Source organism: Hoylesella buccalis ATCC 35310, assembly GCF_000177075.1.
In the GTDB taxonomy this organism is placed as follows: Bacteria; Bacteroidota; Bacteroidia; order Bacteroidales; family Bacteroidaceae; genus Prevotella; species Prevotella buccalis.
Genome location: NZ_ADEG01000086.1, coordinates 18833 through 38973, shown reverse-complemented (window position 1 = coordinate 38973; position 20141 = coordinate 18833). Strand labels below are relative to the sequence as shown.

General features: G+C 45.4%; 15 protein-coding genes and 5 tRNA genes. All 20 read right to left on the bottom strand.

Annotation, left to right across the window (positions count from 1 at the left end; translation table 11 throughout):
- Positions 1-264: 264 nt before the first annotated feature.
- The 20 genes from rpoC to HMPREF0650_RS08645 all read right to left on the bottom strand — a co-directional run bounded on the left by rpoC (position 265) and on the right by HMPREF0650_RS08645 (position 20135).
- Positions 265-4578 carry a DNA-directed RNA polymerase subunit beta' gene (gene rpoC / locus HMPREF0650_RS08735; RefSeq protein WP_004350097.1) on the bottom strand — a complete coding sequence of 1438 codons (4314 nt, stop codon included), beginning with the start codon at positions 4576-4578 and terminating at the stop codon, positions 265-267.
- A 39-nt stretch (positions 4579-4617) separates the two neighbouring features.
- Entirely contained in the window at positions 4618-8430 is a 3813-nt protein-coding gene (rpoB, locus tag HMPREF0650_RS08730; RefSeq protein WP_004350095.1) for a DNA-directed RNA polymerase subunit beta, read from the bottom strand.
- A gap of 165 nt (positions 8431-8595) precedes the next feature.
- A complete protein-coding gene (gene rplL / locus HMPREF0650_RS08725) occupies positions 8596-8973 on the bottom strand; it encodes a 50S ribosomal protein L7/L12 (RefSeq protein WP_004350093.1) in 378 nt (125 codons plus the stop codon).
- Positions 8974-9047: 74 nt separating this feature from the next.
- Entirely contained in the window at positions 9048-9566 is a 519-nt protein-coding gene (gene rplJ / locus HMPREF0650_RS08720) for a 50S ribosomal protein L10 (RefSeq protein ID WP_004350091.1), read from the bottom strand.
- An 18-nt stretch (positions 9567-9584) separates the two neighbouring features.
- Positions 9585-10277: a 50S ribosomal protein L1 gene (gene rplA, locus HMPREF0650_RS08715; RefSeq protein ID WP_004350090.1), complete on the bottom strand. Its 693-nt coding sequence runs from the start codon at positions 10275-10277 to the stop codon at positions 9585-9587.
- Between the two features lie 14 nt (positions 10278-10291).
- Positions 10292-10735, bottom strand: coding sequence for a 50S ribosomal protein L11 (rplK, locus tag HMPREF0650_RS08710; protein ID WP_004350089.1), 444 nt, complete (start codon positions 10733-10735; stop codon positions 10292-10294).
- A 57-nt stretch (positions 10736-10792) separates the two neighbouring features.
- Entirely contained in the window at positions 10793-11338 is a 546-nt protein-coding gene (gene nusG, locus HMPREF0650_RS08705) for a transcription termination/antitermination protein NusG (protein ID WP_004350088.1), read from the bottom strand.
- Positions 11339-11349: 11 nt separating this feature from the next.
- Positions 11350-11562, bottom strand: a complete 213-nt coding sequence (secE, locus tag HMPREF0650_RS12815; protein ID WP_081454883.1) for a preprotein translocase subunit SecE — start codon at positions 11560-11562, stop codon at positions 11350-11352.
- A 16-nt stretch (positions 11563-11578) separates the two neighbouring features.
- Positions 11579-11651: transfer RNA gene (locus HMPREF0650_RS08700), tRNA-Trp, on the bottom strand.
- 80 nt (positions 11652-11731) lie between these two features.
- Positions 11732-12928, bottom strand: a complete 1197-nt coding sequence (tuf, locus tag HMPREF0650_RS08695; RefSeq protein ID WP_004350087.1) for an elongation factor Tu — start codon at positions 12926-12928, stop codon at positions 11732-11734.
- A gap of 86 nt (positions 12929-13014) precedes the next feature.
- Positions 13015-13086, bottom strand: a tRNA-Thr gene (locus HMPREF0650_RS08690).
- A 6-nt stretch (positions 13087-13092) separates the two neighbouring features.
- Positions 13093-13165 (bottom strand) — tRNA-Gly (locus HMPREF0650_RS08685).
- Positions 13166-13181: 16 nt separating this feature from the next.
- A tRNA-Tyr gene (locus HMPREF0650_RS08680) sits at positions 13182-13264 on the bottom strand.
- Between the two features lie 38 nt (positions 13265-13302).
- Positions 13303-13376: transfer RNA gene (locus HMPREF0650_RS08675), tRNA-Thr, on the bottom strand.
- Between the two features lie 100 nt (positions 13377-13476).
- Entirely contained in the window at positions 13477-13776 is a 300-nt protein-coding gene (gene hpf / locus HMPREF0650_RS08670; protein ID WP_004350086.1) for a ribosome hibernation-promoting factor, HPF/YfiA family, read from the bottom strand.
- A gap of 26 nt (positions 13777-13802) precedes the next feature.
- Positions 13803-14681: a tyrosine-type recombinase/integrase gene (locus tag HMPREF0650_RS08665; protein ID WP_004350085.1), complete on the bottom strand. Its 879-nt coding sequence runs from the start codon at positions 14679-14681 to the stop codon at positions 13803-13805.
- Positions 14682-14816: 135 nt separating this feature from the next.
- The gene (gene rpsU / locus HMPREF0650_RS08660) at positions 14817-15008 is read right to left on the bottom strand and encodes a 30S ribosomal protein S21 (protein WP_004350084.1); all 192 of its coding nucleotides are present in this window, start codon (positions 15006-15008) and stop codon (positions 14817-14819) included.
- 298 nt (positions 15009-15306) lie between these two features.
- Positions 15307-16026, bottom strand: coding sequence for an SIMPL domain-containing protein (locus tag HMPREF0650_RS12480; RefSeq protein ID WP_081454882.1), 720 nt, complete (start codon positions 16024-16026; stop codon positions 15307-15309).
- A 27-nt stretch (positions 16027-16053) separates the two neighbouring features.
- On the bottom strand, positions 16054-17835 hold the full coding sequence (locus tag HMPREF0650_RS08650; protein ID WP_004350081.1) for a glycoside hydrolase family 15 protein: 1782 nt from the start codon (positions 17833-17835) through the stop codon (positions 16054-16056).
- Positions 17836-17957: 122 nt separating this feature from the next.
- Positions 17958-20135: a bifunctional alpha,alpha-trehalose-phosphate synthase (UDP-forming)/trehalose-phosphatase gene (locus tag HMPREF0650_RS08645; protein ID WP_004350079.1), complete on the bottom strand. Its 2178-nt coding sequence runs from the start codon at positions 20133-20135 to the stop codon at positions 17958-17960.
- Positions 20136-20141: the final 6 nt, after the last annotated feature.

Here is a 20141-nt window from a genome sequence, read left to right as displayed (position 1 = left end):
CTTTGACCCTCAAACTCAATGACTTTGACAGGCAATAGCATAGTAATTGGGAAAGTGCATTTAAAGCATTGCTGACAAACCTTTTTGCACATTGGTGAAACAACGATTGAGCCGAAAATATTGACGCATGTGACAACAGGCAACAAAAACGTTTCGAATCGCTATAAACTCAAAAACCGGCTGCAAGTTTCAAGGCCTGCAGCCGGTTTCTGATAATGCAAGCGGCTGCCATGAGGCAGCCACTTGTTTGTTTACTACTAGTGGTTACTCTGAAAAGTCGAGTACATTCTTGCGATTTGCTTCGATGCGCTCGTACTCTTCTTTCGATCCTACAATGAGTTTCTCCCACTGGCGAAGTCCTGTTCCGGCAGGAATCAAGTGACCGCAAATCACGTTCTCCTTCATTCCCTCCAAATGGTCTACCTTCGCACGGATGGCAGCCTCGTTGAGAACCTTTGTCGTTTCCTGGAACGAAGCAGCACTCATGAAGCTCTTGGTTTGCAATGCGGCACGAGTGATACCCTGAAGTATCTGAGTGGACGTAGCAGGAAGAGCATCACGAACCTCAACGGGTCGCAAATCACGACGTTTCAAGGCCGAATTTTCATCACGGAGCTTGCGCGCCGTCACAATCTGTCCTACTTTCAACACCTCGCTGTCACCAGCCTTGGTAACCACCTTCTTACCCCAGATGCGATCGTTCTCCTCGGCAAAGTCGAGTTTGTCTACCAGTTCTTGCTCCAAGAACGTAGTATCACCCGGCTCGTTGATTTGAACCTTACGCATCATCTGGCGAACAATGATTTCGAAGTGCTTGTCGTTGATTTTCACACCTTGCAAGCGATATACGTCTTGTACCTCGTTTACAATGTACTCTTGTACAGCGGTAGGACCTTTGATGGCCAAGATATCATCGGGTGTGATGACACCATCTGATAACGGCGTACCAGCACGAACGGCATCGTGTTCCTGAACAAGAATCTGCTTGCTCAACGAAACAAGATACTTCTTTTGCTCACCAGTTCTTGAGGTGACGATGATTTCTCGGTTGCCTCGCTTCACCTTACCCATGGTTACCTCTCCATCGATTTCAGAAACCACAGCGGGGTTGGATGGGTTACGAGCCTCAAACAACTCGGTAACACGCGGAAGACCACCGGTGATGTCGCCTGCACCACCCACGGCACGCGGTATCTTCACCAAGGTTTGACCCGACTTAATGGTTGCCCCGTCGTCAACGACAACGTGTCCACCTACAGGGAAGTTATAGGTTCCCAACACTTCTCCATTCTTGTCGATGATGTCACAGGTAGGTACCAATGACTTATCCTTGGAGTCACTGATGATCTTTTCGGTCAGACCCGTTGTCTCGTCAGTTTCAGCATGGTAGGTCTTACCAGCGACAACACCATTAAACTTCAAGGTACCAGAATATTCTGAAACAATCAATGCGTTGAAAGGATCCCACTTAGCAATGAGGCTTCCTTTTTGCACCTTGTCACCATGTTTGTAATAGAGTGAGCTGCCATAAGGTACATTCAGCGTACTTAATACGATGTCGGTATTGGGATCGATGAAACGGATTTCAGCCAAACGGCTCACCACTTTCATACATTCAACATCCTTCTCGCCGTCACTCTCAACGAATGGTACGGTACGCAGTTCTTCAAACTCAATCTTACAGTCGTTCTTTGCCACAATGCTGGCATTGGCAGCTGCGTTACCAGCCACACCACCAGCGTGGAAAGTACGAAGGGTTAGCTGTGTACCCGGTTCACCAATGGCTTGGGCTGCGATAACACCAACGGCCTCGCCCTTTTGAACCATGCGGGCTGTTGCAAGGTTACGTCCGTAACACTTTTTGCAGACCCCACGCTTGCTCTCACAAGTGAGCACCGAACGAATTTCAACACTCTCAATGGGAGATTCATCAATCTGTCGAGCTTTGTCCTCTGTGATTTCATCACCAGCTGCTACAATCAGTTCGCCTGTTGTCGGGTGAATGATGTCATGCACAGAAACACGTCCCAAGATACGTTCGTAAAGCGTCGAAATAATCTCATCCCCACTCTTCAGTGCTGTGCAGACCAGTCCACGCAAAGTACCACAATCTTCTTCGGTGATGATGACATCGTGAGAAACGTCTACCAAACGACGTGTCAAATAACCAGCGTCGGCAGTCTTCATAGCCGTATCGGCAAGACCCTTTCGGGCACCGTGCGAGGAGATAAAGTACTCGAGCACAGACATACCTTCCTTGAAGTTAGAAAGAATAGGGTTTTCGATAATCTGCTGTCCTTCTGCTCCAGCCTTCTGAGGTTTGGCCATCAAACCACGCATACCAGAGAGCTGCTTAATCTGATCTTTAGAACCACGGGCTCCGGAATCGAGCATCATGTACACAGCATTGAATCCCTGATCGTTCTCGGTCATCACCTTCATAAGGACGTCACCCAACTCATTGTTAACATGCGTCCATGCATCGATGACCTGATTGTAACGTTCAGTATCGGTGATGAATCCCATCTCATAATTGGACTTGATTTGATTTACCTCGTCCTGGCCTTTCTTCACAATAGTTGCCTTTTCTTCAGGAATGATGATATCATCCAAGTTGAAGGAAAGACCTGCCAAGTAAGCCATTCGATAACCCAAATTCTTGATACCATCCAAGAACTCACATGCGCGAGCCATACCTACGACCTTGATAACATCCGAAATGATGCCGCGCAGGGTCTTCTTAGAAATGATGTCATTGAAATAGCCCACTTCATCCGGGATGATGCCATTGACGATGACGCGACCTACGGACGTGTCGACCATGCGGTCTTCCAGCTGTCCATTAATCAAATCCTTTACAATCACTTTCACAGGGGCATGTAAGTCGCATCGTCCTTCATTATAGGCGATGATGGCTTCTTCAGGACCATAGAAAGTAAGGCCAGCGCCCTTGGCTCCTGGGCGAATCTTGGTTACATAATACAAACCGAGCACCATGTCCTGAGAAGGAACGGTGATAGGAGCACCATTGGCTGGGTTCAAAATATTGTGGCTCTGGAGCATCAAAATCTGTGCTTCAAGAACGGCCTCATTACTCAAAGGAAGGTGAACGGCCATCTGGTCACCATCAAAGTCGGCATTGAAGGCAGTACAAGCCAAAGGATGCAACTGAATAGCCTTGCCCTCAATCAGTTTAGGCTGGAAAGCCTGGATACCCAATCGGTGAAGTGTAGGGGCACGGTTCAAAAGCACCGGATGACCCTTCATCACGTTCTCCAAGATGTCCCAAATGACAGGTTCACGACGGTCGACTATCTTCTTGGCACTCTTCACCGTCTTAACGATACCGCGTTCTATCAGTTTGCGGATGATGAAGGGCTTGTAAAGCTCAGCTGCCATCAACTTAGGCAAGCCACACTCTCCCATCTTCAATTCAGGTCCAACGACAATTACCGAACGAGCTGAATAGTCAACACGCTTACCCAAGAGGTTTTGACGGAAACGTCCTGCCTTACCTTTCAGAGAGTCAGACAACGACTTCAATGGACGATTGCTCTCGCTCTTCACTGCACTGCTCTTGCGTGAGTTGTCGAACAAGGAGTCGACTGCTTCCTGGAGCATACGCTTCTCATTACGCAGAATAACCTCAGGCGCTTTGATTTCCATCAAGCGCTTCAGACGGTTGTTACGAATAATGACGCGACGGTAGAGATCATTCAAGTCGGATGTAGCGAAGCGGCCTCCATCCAATGGGACAAGCGGACGCAACTCGGGTGGTATCACCGGAACAATCTTCAAAATCATCCACTCAGGGCGATTGATATCCGTACTGGTACGGAAGGCTTCAACAACCTGCAAACGCTTCAAAGCCTCAGTCTTACGCTGTTGGCTCGAGTCGTTGTTGGCACGGTCGCGCAACTCGTAAGAGATAGAATCCAAATCCAGATTGGCCAGCAAATCATAGACTGCTTCGGCACCCATCTTGGCAATAAACTTATTGGGATCCGTGTCTTCCAAGCGATCATTGTTTGGATCCAGTTGATTGTCGAGGATATCGAGATATTCATCTTCCGTCAGTAAATCCATGACATGTGACCCATTGACTTCGGCTCCATCAGCGTCTTTACGTCCCTCCATGAGTCCTGGTTTGATTACTACATATTTTTCGTAGTAAATCACCGAATCAAGTTTCTTGGTTGGCATACCCAACAAGTAACCAATCTTGTTAGGCAAGGAGCGGAAGTACCATATATGCGCAACAGGCACCACCAATTCGATATGTCCGGAACGCTCGCGACGCACTTTCTTTTCTGTGACCTCAACGCCACAACGGTCGCAGACAATTCCCTTGTAACGAATACGCTTGTACTTACCACAAGCGCACTCGTAGTCTTTTGTAGGACCAAAGATGCGTTCACAGAATAAGCCATCCCGTTCGGGCTTGTACGTACGGTAATTGATGGTTTCTGGTTTAGTCACCTCACCGTATGAATTCTCCAGAATCTCTTCAGGAGAAGCCAAGCTGATGGTTATCTTCGTAAAATTATTTTTTACTTTTGTATCTTTCTTAAAAGCCATGTTCTTTATCTTTATTGTGTGAAAACAATCTATTCATAACTAATCGAGTTTCACGCTCAATCCGAGTCCACGCAATTCATGGAGAAGTACATTCAACGATTCTGGGATACCAGGTGTTGGCATAGCATCACCCTTGACGATGGCCTCGTACGCCTTGCTGCGCCCAACGGTGTCGTCAGACTTGATGGTGAGAATCTCTTGTAACACATGACTGGCTCCGAAAGCTTCAAGAGCCCACACCTCCATCTCACCAAAACGTTGTCCACCAAACTGTGCTTTACCACCGAGTGGTTGTTGGGTAATCAAAGAGTAAGGACCAATAGAGCGTGCGTGCATCTTATCCTCAACCATGTGTCCGAGCTTCAAGAAATAGGTGACACCCACCGTTGCAGGCTGGTCAAACTTCTTTCCTGTTTCTCCATCATACAGATGGGTAGAACACAAGTGAGGCAATCCGGCCTTGTCTGTCCATTCTGACAAATCGTCCAACTTGGCACCATCGAAGATAGGTGTGGCAAACTTAACGCCCAGCTTGCGACCGGCAGCACCAAGGATAGCTTCGAATATCTGTCCTAGGTTCATACGAGAAGGCACACCCAATGGGTTCAGCACCAAGTCAACTGGACGTCCATCTTCCAAGAACGGCATATCCTCCACACGTACAATCTTAGACACGATACCCTTGTTACCATGGCGTCCTGCGAGTTTATCACCCACACTAATCTTACGTTTCTTAGCGATGTATACCTTAGCCATCTGCAAAACGCCTGTTGGGAGTTCGTCACCGATAGAGATGGCAAACTTACGACGCTTCAATTCAGCATCAAGCAACTTATATTTTCGGATATAATTGAGTATCAACGTCTGGATGAGACCATTGGTATGCTCATCATCTGTCCAGTCGTTTGACTGAATTCCGTCATACTCCAGATTCTTCAAAGCGGCAGCTGTAAAATTGCTTCCCTTTGTAATAATTTCGGCACCCGTATAATCTTTCACACCTTGCGACTTTTTGCTCTCAGTCAAAGTCAACAACTTGTCAACCAGGATGTCCTTCAAGTCTGTATTCTTGGCTTCGTACTCTTCGTCGATCTTCGCAAGAATCAGTTTATCATGCTTCTTGGTCTCACGTGTCTTGATAGCACGCGTAAAGAGTTTTTTGTCAATCACTACACCACTCAAAGATGGATTGGCCTTCAAAGAAGAATCCTTCACGTCTCCGGCTTTGTCACCAAAGATAGCACGAAGCAATTTCTCTTCAGGAGAAGGATCGCTCTCGCCCTTTGGAGAAATCTTACCAATTAAGATGTCACCTGGCTCTACACGTGCACCTACCCTGATGATACCATTTTCATCAAGATCCTTGGTTGCCTCTTCACTGACATTGGGAATGTCGTTGGTAAACTCTTCCATGCCTCGTTTCGTTTCGCGGACATCAAGAGAATACTCATCAACGTGGACAGATGTCAACACGTCATCACGAACGACACGTTCGGAAATAACCACAGCATCCTCATAGTTGTACCCCTTCCATGGCATGTAAGCCACCAACATATTTCGACCGAGCGCCAACTCACCGTTTTCGGTTGCGTAGCCCTCAGTTAAGATGTCGCCATCCTTCACACGTTGACCTTTCACACAAATAGGACGCAAGTCGATGGTCATGTTTTGATTGGTACGACGGAACTTGGGAATACGATATTCCTTCAAGGCAGGTTCAAAACTTACAAACTCTTCTTCCTCGGTGCGGTCGTATAAGATACGAATGGTTGTAGCGTCAACATATTCTATCACGCCATCACCTTCGGCAGTAATCATCGTACGAGAGTTTTCACACACCTGCTTCTCCAATCCTGTTCCTACGATAGGTGCATCATTGTGAAGCAAGGGTACGGCCTGACGCATCATGTTACATCCCATCAACGCGCGGTGACCATCGTCATGCTCCAAGAAAGGAATCAGCGCAGCAGAAACAGAAGCAATCTGCTGGGGTGAAACATCCATCAAGGCAACTTCGTCAGGATCTACTACTGGGTAGTCGGCATCTTGACGACATTTCACATAGTCACGAATGAACGAACCATCTTTACGCAACGGAGCATTTCCCTGTCCAACGGGCAAATCTTCCTCTTCCTCTGCAGTCATGAACACGATATGATCATTGTTCATGTCTACTTTTTTATCCTTGACCTTTCGATATGGAGTAACAATGAAACCCATGTCGTTGATCTTAGCATACACGCAAAGTGAAGAAATCAAGCCAATGTTTGGTCCTTCAGGGCTCTCAATAGGACACAAACGACCATAGTGTGTATAGTGTACGTCACGCACCTCGAAACCTGCACGTTCACGTGAAAGTCCACCAGGGCCTAACGCTGACAAACGACGCTTGTGAGTGACCTCAGCCAATGGATTAGTTTGATCCATGAACTGTGACAATGGGTTGGTTCCAAAGAACGAGTTGATCACACTTGTGATGGTCTTGGCATTGATCAAATCAGTAGGTGTAAAGACTTCGTTGTCACGCACGTTCATGCGCTCACGAATGGTCCTACTCATACGGGCCAATCCAATAGAGAACTGATTGGATAATTGCTCACCAACTGTACGAACGCGTCGATTAGACAAGTGGTCAATGTCATCCACCGTCGCATTGGAGTTGACCAACTGAATCAAATATTTGATGATTTCGATGATATCATCTTTGGTCAACACTCGGATATCCATGTCGGTATCCAAGCCCAATTTCTTATTGATACGATAGCGACCTACTTCTCCCAAATCATAACGCTTGTCAGAGAAGAATAAGTTGTTAAATACTTCCTTGGCACTGGCGTCATCAGCCGGATCGGCATTACGCAATTGACGATAAATGTAGGTAACAGCCTCTTTTTCAGAGTTGGATGGATCCTTCGACAACGTATTGAAGATGATGGCAAACTTGTTAGCCAACTCAGAATCCTTATGCAACAAAAGGGTCGAAGCTCCACTATCCAAGATGTCTTGGACATTCTCTGCAGTGATTTCTGTTTCGCGTTCCATGATGACCTCATTGCGTTCGATAGATACCACTTCACCCGTATCCTCATCCACAAAGTCTTCATTCCAGCTTTTTAGAACACGTGCAGCCAACCGTCGTCCAACAGCGGCTTTCATGTTCTTCTTATTCACCTTCACCTCTTCAGCCAGGTCAAAGATTTGAAGAATGTCTTTATCCGACTGATAACCTATGGCACGCAACAAAGTGGTAACAGGCAGTTTCTTTTTACGATCAATGTAGGCATACATAACATTATTAATGTCTGTTGCGAACTCAATCCACGAACCTTTGAACGGAATGATTCGGGCAGAGTACAACATTGTACCATTGGCATGTACTCCTTGACCGAAGAAGACACCGGGAGAGCGATGCAGCTGAGAAACAACAACACGCTCTGCACCATTGATAACAAAAGTACCATTATCCGTCATGTATGGAATGGTACCTAGGAACACGTCCTGGATAAAGGTACCAAAATCTTCATGATCGGGATCTGTACAATAAAGTTTCATCTTCGCCTTCAAGGGCACACTATAGGTCAATCCGCGCTCCAGACATTCTTCAATGGAATATCTAGGAGGATCGATAAAGTAATCCAGGAACTCGAGAACGAAATTATTACGCGTATCGGTGATAGGGAAGTTCTCGGCGAACACCTTATACAAACCGTCATTCTTGCGTTCCTCAGGTGGGGTTTCCAACTGTAAGAAATCCTTGAAGGACTTTAATTGCACATCGAGAAAATCCGGAAAAGGAACCGGATTATGCACGCTTGCAAAATTAATTCTGTTATCAATGATTTTTGTAGCCATATATTTTATGATTGGGAAAACAATCCCGTGAGCCAATTAGGATTTTGTCATCTTAAGACACAAAATGGTTAGGACATGCTTACTGAGCAAATCCTAACCACATTCGTAATAAAAGTAATTGGCACCGTATAACCTCTAAGGCTATACAGTACCAAATATTTAAGCTTACTTGAGTTCTGCCTTAGCGCCGGCTGCTTCGATAGCCTTCTTCAAGTTCTCAGCTTCGTCCTTAGACAAGCCTTCTTTGATGGTAGCAGGAGCGCCGTCTACCAAGTCCTTTGCTTCCTTCAAGCCAAGGCCACAAGCTTCTTTCACAGCCTTAACAACCTGAAGCTTAGTAGCGCCAACTTCTGTCAAGACAACATCAAAAGATGTCTTCTCTTCAGCTGCGTCAGCTGCACCAGCAGCAGGACCAGCAGCTACAGCAACAGCTGCAGCAGCGGGCTCAATACCATACTCGTCCTTGAGGACTGTTGCCAACTCATTAACTTCCTTAACTGTCAAATTTACCAATTCTTCAGCAATAGCTTTAATATCTGCCATTTTATTCTAAAAATTTAATTTATTTTTTGTCTAATTATTTACTGTTGATGTCATCCATGAATGAGCATCGTTGATTATTCAGGACGCTCGCCTAATGTCTTCAGCACGCCATGAATGGTGTTTGCACCCGATTGGAGAGCAGAAACAACGTTCTTTGCGGGTGATTGCAGCAATGCCACAATCTCTGCGATAACTTCGTTCTTGCTCTTGAGAGCAGCCAGCTCAGCTAATTTATCAGCACCTACATAGATACTTTCTTCAGCATAAGCAGCTTTGAGGGCAGGAATTCCTTCCTTTTGATATTCTTTCAGTAGTTTAGCAGGCACATTGGCTGTCTGTGTGAACATCACAGCGGTGCTGCCTTTCAAACTGTCGTACAAAGGTTCATAGTCAACATCAGATGCGTCGAAAGCTTTCCGTAGAAGCGTATTCTTCACAACGACCATCTTGATCTCGTGCTTGAAGCATTTGCGACGAAGTGCACTGGTAGCTCCAGCATTCAATCCTGTAAGGTCTACAAGATAGAAATGTGGAAACTCCTTAAGCTTCTCACCTATTTCAACGATTATAGTATCTTTTACTTCCTTTTTCATTTTACAAAACTTTTAGAGTTATTCAACTGATTTAGGATCAATCTTGATACCCTTACTCATAGTGCTGGAAATAAAGATACTCTTGATGTATGTACCTTTCGCAGCAGTCGGCTTCAATTTGATAACCGTAGAGATGAACTCCTTCGCATTGCCATAGATTTGCTCAGCTGACATGCTTACTTTGCCAATGGAGGTATGAATGATACCGGCCTTGTCAACTTTAAAGTCTATCTTACCCTTCTTGATTTCTGAAACTGCCTTAGCAACATCCATCGTTACCGTACCACTTTTAGGGTTAGGCATCAAGCCACGAGGTCCGAGCACACGACCCAAAGGACCTACTTTTCCCATACATGATGGCATTGTAATGATTACATCTACATCTGTCCATCCACCTTTGATCTTTTCGATATACTCATCCAGACCAACATAGTCGGCACCTGCTTCCTTGGCAGCTGCTTCCTGATCAGGAGTACAGAGACAGAGAACACGAGTAACCTTACCAGTTCCGTGTGGAAGTGTAACAACACCTCGCACCATCTGGTTAGCCTTTCGTGGGTCTACGCCTAAGCGAACATCAATATCCAGAGATGCATCAAACTTGGTGGTGGTAATTTCCTTCACCAATTCTGAAGCCTCTTTCAATGTGTATGCCTTCCCTGCTTCAACCTTCTCAGCTACTGATTTCTGATTTTTTGTCAGTTTACTCATTTCTAATTGAAGTTTTAATTATTTCCAGGGAATTCCCCTTTTACAGTAATACCCATACTACGTGCAGTACCTGCAACAAGTCTCATTGCACTCTCAACAGTAAAGCAGTTCAAATCGGCCATCTTATCTTCAGCGATAGTACGTACTTGGTCCCAAGTAACGGAAGCTACCTTCTGGCGATTAGGCTGAGCTGAAGCTGTCTTTAATTTTGCCATCTCCTTGAGCTGTACAGCTGCAGGAGGAGTTTTGAGAACAAAATCGAATGACTTGTCAGTATAGTAAGTGATAATAACAGGAATAATTTTCCCTGCCTTATCCTGGGTTCTGGCGTTGAACTCCTTGCAGAATCCCATGATATTGATACCCTTAGAACCCAAAGCAGGTCCTACTGGTGGAGAAGGATTCGCAGCACCACCTTTAATCTGTAATTTGATTAATCCAGCTACTTCTTTAGCCATTTTTTGTTAATATTTAATTTAATATATACGAAAGATAACCTAACGCCCGTAACTGCGTTAAGCCTCTTTTTCAACTTGCATAAAACTTAGTTCCAGCGGAGTCTTACGTCCAAAAATCTTGACCAAGACCTTCAGTTTATGTTTCTCGGCATTCACCTCTTCGATGACGCCACTGAATCCACTAAAAGGTCCATCGGTTACCTTGACAACCTCATCAACCTCATAAGGAACTTCAATCCCGTTCATTATTTCGGTATCTTCGGCTTCGCCAAGCATACGATTGATTTCAGACTGGGGAACAGGCGATGGATTATCCAAACCTCCTAGGAAACCCAAGCAATTGGGCATGAAACGCAAAGTATGCGCCACATCACCCACGAGGGAAGCTTCAACAAAAATGTATCCCGGGAGACTGATCTTCTCCTTTTCAACTCTCTTGCCATTACGCAAGGTTGCAAGTTTCTCCATCGGTATCAAAACCTGAGAGACATGCTGTTGTAACAACGTGTTGTGTTTGATTTCAGCCTCGATGTATTCTTTCAACTTGGCTTCTTTTCCACTGACAGCACGCAGTACATACCAATTCTTTTTTGTTTCTGCCATATCCTAATGATTTAACCTGGATAAACAATGCCCATCAAGTGCTGGAAGCACCAGTCCATACAGAACACAATCAGTGCAATGACTAGGGAAGCAGATAATACAACCACTGCACTGTGAGTTAATTCCCGGCTTGTAGGCCAAGTAGTTTTATGCGCAAGTTCATCATAGCAAGCTTTGCAGTAATTTACCACATTCTTGAAAAAACTTTCAATCTTCTTAAACATATGATTTTCTTTTTAGCACGGGTTGAAAGACTCGAACTCTCGACACCTGGTTTTGGAGACCAGTGCTCTACCAACTGAGCTAAACCCGTAAAAGAAGTCCCCGCAACCGCATTGCGGGAACTTTGTATGATAAACGAGAAAAGGTATGCCTTACTCGCTTGTGATCAATTTACTTTACGTCGTCAAGAATCTGTGTGATCTGGCCAGAACCTACGGTACGACCACCCTCACGGATAGCGAAACGAAGACCTTCGTTCAACGCAACCTTGTAAATCAAGGTAACCTCAATCTCTACGTTGTCACCAGGCATTACCATCTCTACGCCTTCTGGCAGAGTGATTTCACCTGTACAGTCCATTGTACGGAGATAGAACTGAGGACGATACTTGTTTCCGAATGGAGTGTGACGTCCACCCTCTTCCTTCTTCAATACATAGATGGAAGCCTTGAAGTGATCGTGAGGAGTAATGGCACCTGGGTGTACAACAACCATACCACGTTTTACCTCATCCTTATCGATACCGCGGAGCAAAAGTCCTACGTTATCACCTGCTTCACCTTCAGAAAGAATCTTACGGAACATTTCAACGCCTGTTACAACAGACTTCTTGTCCTCACCAAGACCGAGCAACTGAATCTCGTCGCCAACCTTTACCTTACCAGTCTCAATACGTCCTGTTACAACGGTACCACGACCTGTGATAGAGAACACGTCCTCTACTGGCATCAAGAAAGGCTTGTCAAGGTCACGCTCTGGCTCTTGAATCCACTCGTCAACAGTGTCCATCAACGTCATCACGCTGTCAACCCACTTGTCAACACCATTCAATGCTCCCAATGCAGAACCACGAACGATTGGAGTATCCTCTTCGAATTCGTATTGCTCAAGAAGTTCGCGCAACTCCATTTCAACGAGTTCAAGCATCTCTTCGTCTTCTACCAAGTCACACTTGTTCATGAAGACAACCAAACGAGGAACGTTTACCTGACGAGCCAAAAGCACGTGTTCACGTGTCTGAGGCATAGGACCATCAGTAGCGGCAACTACAAGAATAGAACCATCCATCTGAGCAGCACCAGTAACCATGTTCTTTACATAGTCGGCGTGACCCGGACAGTCTACGTGTGCGTAGTGACGTTTAGCTGTTTCATACTCGATGTGTGAAGAGTTGATGGTGATACCACGCTCTTTCTCCTCAGGAGCATTGTCAATTTGGTCAAACGACTTTACATCCTCACCACCGAAACCCTTGTCATGAAGAGTTTTAGAGATGGCAGCTGTCAAAGTAGTCTTACCGTGGTCAACGTGACCAATTGTACCAATGTTAACGTGCGGTTTGGTACGTTTGAATTCTTCTTTAGCCATAGCTTTTCTTTTTTATTTATATAAATGAATAGTCAAAAGTTTTATCTGTTTTTCTACAAAGGATCTATAAAATAGAACCGAAGTAGAGCTGTAACTGAGAGTTGAACTCAGGACCTCTTCCTTACCAAGGAAGTGCTCTACCACTGAGCTATTACAGCAGTGAGAGCGGAAAACGGGGCTCAAACCCGCGACCCCCAGCTTGGAAGGCTAGTGCTCTATCAACTGAGCTATTTCCGCAAAAACTTCTACTGAGTGGGTAGTGATGGATTCGAACCACCGAAGTCGAAAGACAGCAGATTTACAGTCTGCCCCATTTGGCCACTCTGGTAACTACCCTTTTTTGTTTTTACAACTCGTACTTCCTTTTGTTGGAGAGCCTCTTGTCGGATTCGAACCAACGACCCCGAGATTACAAATCACGTGCTCTGGCCAACTGAGCTAAAGAGGCGATTCTATGCAGCCGTCAAACCACTCGCTTATGACGTGTTGTAAAACGGCTGCAAAGATAGGGATTATTTTTTAATCGCCAAAGCTTTTTTGATTTTTTTTTAATGCGCCCGCATTTTTTCTTTGTATTTGGAGATCTGAACCCGCATAGCGTCTACACAGAGGTCAATGCCCTCTTCAAATGTATCACAAGTTTTCTCCACAAACAATGTACTGCCAGGAACGGCTACCGTTATGGCTGTCTGCTTATTCAATGCAGTTGCTGGCTTGATTAATTTCAGTTGCACCTCTACTTTCCGAATATCTTCCAATGTTTTTTCTAACTTGCCTACTTTTTTTTCTATAAAGGCTTCCAATTTCTCGGTAGTGTCAAAATGAATTGACTGAATCTTAATTTCCATAATACCTCCTATTATTTTTAAAAAGGTTAAGCTCGGGGATGAGCCTTCTCATAGACTTTCTTCAACTGCTCAAACGTCGTATGCGTATAGATTTCGGTTGTCTCCAGACTTTCATGCCCTAGCAACTTTTGCACGTTCTCAAGTCCTGCCCCATTGTTGAGCATCGTGGTTGCAAAGGTGTGTCTAAGCACGTGCGGTGTACGTTTCTTCAACGTGCTAACCAGTGACAGATTCTTCTTCACAAGATACCTTACTTGGTTATGATTCATCCGTACACCGTTTCTGCTCAAAAAGAAGGCCTTCGACTTTCGCACGATTTGTTCGTTACGCTGATTCAAATACTCCTGAAGAACTTGATACAATTCATCACCAAATGGAACCAGTCGCTGTTTATTCCTTTTTCCCAGGACTTTAAACTGCCGGTTGACAAAATCTACTGAAACATCATCCAACCCTATCAGTTCCGCCAACCGCATACCAGTTTCATAAAAAGTAATAATAATGGTACGCGCGAGGGCATCTTGATAGCTGGTATCCCATGTGCTGGCATCCAGCAGCTCATCCATTTCTGATTCTTTCAAAAACTGCGGTAAGGGTTTACCCATCTTGGGACGTTCTATACGCAGGGTGGGATTGACCTGAACCAGGCCTCGAGAAAGGGAATAGCGATAGAGGGAACGCAATGCACTCAATCTTCTGCAAATTGAAGTGGCACTGTTCCCACGATCCATCATATCCTCCATCCAACCGCGGATGATATCCGAGTCTACCGACTCCCATGTGATTTGATCCCCTAAGCCTTGAAAATAGCGTTCAAAGGCCCTCAGGTCATCGCCGTAGCTTTTAGCTGTAAGCGTTGAGCGATTTTTCTCAAATCTCAGGTAGTTCAAAAACTCTTCTATCATGACGCCTTCCGTTGAAGTATTGCTTCTGAAGCTTCATTCTCTCGAAAGAATGCATGTCCTCTCAAAGAGAGCAGCAACAGATTTTGCAACGAAAATAAGGAAATTAATTTAAACTACCAAATTTTTTAGAAGATTTTACTCTTCTGCGTCGCGCAACTTCTGTATGTAGATGGCACGTTCCATCTTCAGGCGCTTCAAAACCGACGGCTTGTTGTACTGCTGACGAGCACGCAACTCTTTAGACACACCGGTTTTATCGAATTTTCTCTTGAATTTTTTAAGAGCCCTTTCGATGTTTTCACCATCTTTTACTGGTACGATAATCATGTTGTTCTTTTTAATTGTTTATAGTTTATTATGTTGCATGGTGACATCACGCCACCAAATGCGGGTGCAAAATTACGACTTATTTATCAAACAGCAAAGTTTTTAGATTACATTTTAATATTTACGTCAAGCCATAGGGTTTGCCCAACGAAAAAGTAGCCAAGCACCAACAAGATGCAACGTATATGGTTGAACGGTTAAAAAACAAGAAACATGACATTCAATATGCACGAATTTTCTTGACAACAAACATTTGTATCATTAGAGTGTTTGCAAACACAGGATGTGGGCTGCCTCACTATTTCAATGAGAAGACCACCTGTACATCTGTGCTGATTTCGTTTTGACCCGTTGGAACTGTCGCCATGTCGTTTGATTTGTACTCAAGTTTTGCACGATTACTCAACAAGGCAGACGAAACGTCACCTACGCTGTTTTCTACAATGGTAACCACCTTGCCCAACTTCCTGCCACATAATGCCGCATACTGTTCGGCCTTTTCATGCGCTTTACGATAAGCCAGCTCGCGACTTTTCTTGAACAATTCTGCTTTCTCATCGATGTCAAAGCTGATGTCATTGATTTCCACGTTGCTGATGTCAGCCAACTTATCCAACAACGTTGAAAGACGTCCGCCAACTTTGACAATATTCCTGACGGTAATCTCGACGTTTTGCTGTGCGCTCTGTCCCAAGAGTACACGCCGACCGTTTCTGTACTCATAGTCAGCTTGATAACTGAGGGCGGTTGTCTTCAGGTTTTTAATGTCAATTTTCTCCTCCTGCAAGATTTTGGTTATTGCTTTCAGCGTCTGATCGGCCAACTTCTTTGCTTCCTGGGTGGTTGCCGCCGTATGGGCGAAGCTGACGTTAATCTGCGCCATGTCGGGCCGCGCCCATACGGTTCCCGTCCCCATGACGGCAACTGTATTTTGCTTTTCCCCAGAACTGGTGCTACATGAAACCAGTGAGAGGCCCATCAGAGCCATGCCCACGGCGTACATTGTCATTCGTTTCATCTCATTCTTCGTTATTTAAGGTTTATACTATAGGTGCATGCTTTTCACTTCTTCGGTAAAAAGCAGTGCGGTGTTAATCAGCGCTAAATGTGAGTAAGCCTGCGGAAAATTACCAAGTTGCTCTTTGGTTTCAAAATCAAGGTCCTCACTGAACAGCCCCAGATGGTTCGAATAAGTGAGCAACTCGTCGAACAAGCTGCGGGCTTCCTCCTTCTCACCCGTGACAAACAAAGCCCGAATCAACCAAAACGTGCAGATGGTAAAGGCCGACTTGGGCTGTCCGAAATCGTCTTCCACGTTGTATCGGTACATCAAACCGTTGTGGAAGAGTGCTTTCTTGATGGCTTTTACCGTTTTATGGAAATAGATGTCGTCGGCATTGATAAAGCCATAATGCTCCATGAGCAGCAATGAAGAGTCGAGCGAGGTGCTGCCATAGGCTTGCGTAAAGCTCTGCAACTGCTCATTCCAGCCGTTCGCCCACACGTCATCTTTCACCTTATCGGCCTCTTCACGCCAGCGTTTTGCGTAGTCGTACTTCTCCAAGAGCGAGGCAATTCGCACTCCACGGTCTAATGCCACCCAGCACATCACCTTTGAAGAAACAAAGTGCTGAGCCTCACCACGAATCTCCCAGATACCCTTATCGGGTTTGCGCCAGTCGTCTATGACGGTTCGCATGATGTTTTTCACCATGTCCCAGAGATTCTCCACATCGTCTAACGAACCAGGTATCAGACTGAAATACTGGTAAATCAGATTCATGAGGTAGCCAAATGAGTCGTTTTGCTTCTGATGATAGGCCGCGTTACCAATTCGAACGGGCTTTGAATTAAGATAGCCGGAGAAGTGGTCCAGATGTTCTTCCACCAAGTCGCGTTCTCCTCTGATGCCATACATGATTTGAAAACCGTTATGATTGCCCACGAAGGTAGACTCCACGAACCGCATGAAGCGCTTTGCAGAACGGGTATGTCCCAAGTTGATGTGCGTCTCAATGGTCATCGATGCATCCCTCAGCCAGCAAAAGCGGTAATCCCAATTGCGCACTTCTCCAGGCGTTTCGGGCAGGCTGGTGGTCAAAGCCGCGAGCACGGCACCATTGTAAAAGGACAACAGTTTCAAGGTTAGGAAACTTCGCTCGATGACATCGTTATAGTGGGTGAACTTCTTTGTCATATTCGACCAGTTCAGCCAATAGACCAACGTCCGACAATAATCCATCTTCTCCCGTTCAAGATCTATCTTAACCACCTTCTCATTGGATGCCAACAAGAAGAATTCATCTTTCTCAAGTTCGAAGACAACTCCATCCAAGACGTCTTGCAACGGGAGGGAAGAATACAGATACTGTCGGTCTTTGTTGTTGGATGACGACATTGATTCTATATATTGCTCCGTCATGTTATAGATGGTCTTACCACGGGCATAATCAGGACGGGGTTGATAGTTGACTGCAAACTTTGGATGCCCGCTGAGCAGCCGGATATACCGGTACACCTCAGCCGGGTTGTAGTTTTCATCACTATGATCCTTTCGGTAACAAGGCATGAAATCAACGACAGCGAAGGACCCTTCATCCGAGGTGAATGTCGTCGACAATATATTGGTATGCGGTATATAGGCCTGTGTCACTTCGTACTCTTCTCCTACTTCGAAGCCAAACGACCCTCCCTTTTCTTGATCCAACAAAGATGCAAAGACCGATGGAGAGTCAAAATTAGGCATACAAAGCCAGTCTATAGAGGCACGGTCAGAGACCAATGCCGCCGTACAACTGTTGCCTATCACGCCGTAGTTTAATTTCATATTTTGATTGGTTGTCAGTTTGTTTTAGATAATGTTTCGACAGTCAAATTAGTTTTAAACCAAGCACTGACTGCTTTTTATAGATGAGTTAATCAAAGTCTTGTTCAGCACAAGCCTCATGTTCACGACAGCAAATTGTTCAAGAAAGGCAGTACATCTTTCTGTCCCAACAGATTATAACGGGCATCATCACAAGCATAACCCACCTTGATAGTCACGGCTTCTTCTGGTAAAGCCCTGAACATATCCTCATCGGTCACGTCATCGCCAATGGCTAAGATAAAATCATAAGAACGTTGATTCAAGATACGCTGTACTTCCGAGCCTTTTGAATATTCGGCAGGCTTTACTTCCACAATCTTGTTGCCTCGCATAATCTGGAGGTTGTTTTGAGAGCATATAGGTATCAAGGCATGCATCAACTGTTGCGCCCTAAACATCCCTATCCAATTGTCCACCTTACGATAATGCCATGCCACGGCCGTTGCTTTAACCTCCAGACGCGAGTTAGGTGTTTTGTCCTCAAATTCGCGAAGGATGCTCATGAGCCGTTCATCCCATGCCTGAGGCTCTACATTCTCGTGCCACTCGCCGTTTTCCTTATAGAACGCACCATGCTCGGCCGCAAACGACAGCGGCAAGTCGCCCAACCACTTATCAAGTGTACGGTGATCGCGACCACTGTTGATGACCACCGTATTGCGTTCGTCATCACACAGTTTCCGCAACATGTTCTTCACCTCGGTGGTAGGAGATGCTTTTTCAGGATCTCTACGGAAAGCAGCCAATGTACCGTCATAGTCCAACATGATAAGTCTATGTTTGCTGGCATTGTACTTTTGCTTGATGTCCGAGAATACTCTCTTAGAGATATATTTCTTCATGAGCGTTTCATTGCGCTCAATAACTTCTTTCCACGCATCTACAAAGTCGCCTGCCCATTTCTTAACGCTCTGCTTACCAACAATGTCTTGCATGTTCTGCAATCGTTCTTTCTGCTCCTCTTCAGGCATTTCCAGCGCCTCGCAGATGGCCATGCTAATCTGGTCGGTATCATTCGGGTTGATTTGGATGGCATCCGAAAGCTCAGAAGACGCACCGGCCATCTCGCTCAATATCAATACACCAAGGTCATTGTCTTTCGTAGCGACATACTCCTTAGCCACCAAATTCATACCATCACGCAGCGGAGTGACCAAAGCGACATCAGCCAACTTGTACATCGCCACCAAATCTTCGAAAGGAAAAGCGTGATAGTAATAACATACGGGTGTCCAACCGATGCCTGCATATTTGCCATTGATGGCACCAATGCGCTCATCAATGCGCCGTTTCATCTCAGCATAACTGCTCACTTTGTCGCGCGAAGGCACAATAATCATGGCCAACGTCACCTTGTTTTGATACTCAGGATGTTTTTCCAAGAACGTTTCAAAGCCCACCAGTCGATGCAAGATGCCCTTGCTGTAATCCAATCGGTCTACGGATAAAATGATTTTGTGTTTACCAAACTGACTCTTCATACGTTTTATGGCATCCTTCACAGGGCGTTTCTTTGGAGCTTCATGATACAACTCGTAGTTGATGCCCATTGGTAAGGCATCCACATGCACAGCACGACCATCAACCATGACTTCGTTTAACTTGAATTCAAGATGCAAAGTACGCTCCACGGCACTGATGAAATGTCGCATGTAGTCGTGGGTATGGAAAGCAATGAAGTCGGCACCCAGCAGTCCTCTCAACAAGTTACGACGCTCGGGCAGCACCCTAAACAACTCATAGGAGGGGAAGGGAATATGATGAAAATAGCCTATCTTCAACGATGCCTTCCCATCACGCAACATCCCAGGCAACAACATCAGCTGGTAATCCTGCACCCATATCATGCTATCGTCATCAATATGTTTGAGTACTTCCTTGCAGAACAGTCTGTTCACGTCTTGATAAGCCTGCCAAAAACCTCTACGGTACTTGGAGAACTCGTAGAAATAGTGGCACAAGGGCCAGATGGTACTGTTGCTGTACCCCTCATAATAATTATTGTATTGGGTTGCACTCAAGAACACCGGGTGATAATTGAATTGCTCCAACTCTTCCTTGATTTTCCTCTCATCGGCCTTCCGTTTCAAACAAACGCCCGGCCATCCTATCCAATGCTGTTCATAGGAGGTTTGCAATGAGTTCAAGCCCGTTGCCAAGCCGCCTTCACTACGTTCAAATTCAAAATGTCCTTCACTTATTTCCTTTGCCTTCACAGGCAAACGATTCGACACGATAAACAATTTTTTCCGCTTCATATTCCT

What these genes read in the sequence shown, in the direction of transcription:
- rpoC (WP_004350097.1), bottom strand. Translation starts at nt 4,578, where the DNA reads ATGGCTTTTAAGAAAGATACAAAAGTAAAAAATAATTTTACGAAGATA.
- rpoB (WP_004350095.1), bottom strand. Translation starts at nt 8,430, where the DNA reads ATGGCTACAAAAATCATTGATAACAGAATTAATTTTGCAAGCGTGCAT.
- rplL (WP_004350093.1), bottom strand. Translation starts at nt 8,973, where the DNA reads ATGGCAGATATTAAAGCTATTGCTGAAGAATTGGTAAATTTGACAGTT.
- rplJ (WP_004350091.1), bottom strand. Translation starts at nt 9,566, where the DNA reads ATGAAAAAGGAAGTAAAAGATACTATAATCGTTGAAATAGGTGAGAAG.
- rplA (WP_004350090.1), bottom strand. Translation starts at nt 10,277, where the DNA reads ATGAGTAAACTGACAAAAAATCAGAAATCAGTAGCTGAGAAGGTTGAA.
- rplK (WP_004350089.1), bottom strand. Translation starts at nt 10,735, where the DNA reads ATGGCTAAAGAAGTAGCTGGATTAATCAAATTACAGATTAAAGGTGGT.
- nusG (WP_004350088.1), bottom strand. Translation starts at nt 11,338, where the DNA reads ATGGCAGAAACAAAAAAGAATTGGTATGTACTGCGTGCTGTCAGTGGA.
- secE (WP_081454883.1), bottom strand. Translation starts at nt 11,562, where the DNA reads ATGTTTAAGAAGATTGAAAGTTTTTTCAAGAATGTGGTAAATTACTGC.
- tuf (WP_004350087.1), bottom strand. Translation starts at nt 12,928, where the DNA reads ATGGCTAAAGAAGAATTCAAACGTACCAAACCGCACGTTAACATTGGT.
- hpf (WP_004350086.1), bottom strand. Translation starts at nt 13,776, where the DNA reads ATGGAAATTAAGATTCAGTCAATTCATTTTGACACTACCGAGAAATTG.
- HMPREF0650_RS08665 (WP_004350085.1), bottom strand. Translation starts at nt 14,681, where the DNA reads ATGATAGAAGAGTTTTTGAACTACCTGAGATTTGAGAAAAATCGCTCA.
- rpsU (WP_004350084.1), bottom strand. Translation starts at nt 15,008, where the DNA reads ATGATTATCGTACCAGTAAAAGATGGTGAAAACATCGAAAGGGCTCTT.
- HMPREF0650_RS12480 (WP_081454882.1), bottom strand. Translation starts at nt 16,026, where the DNA reads ATGAAACGAATGACAATGTACGCCGTGGGCATGGCTCTGATGGGCCTC.
- HMPREF0650_RS08650 (WP_004350081.1), bottom strand. Translation starts at nt 17,835, where the DNA reads ATGAAATTAAACTACGGCGTGATAGGCAACAGTTGTACGGCGGCATTG.
- HMPREF0650_RS08645 (WP_004350079.1), bottom strand. Translation starts at nt 20,135, where the DNA reads ATGAAGCGGAAAAAATTGTTTATCGTGTCGAATCGTTTGCCTGTGAAG.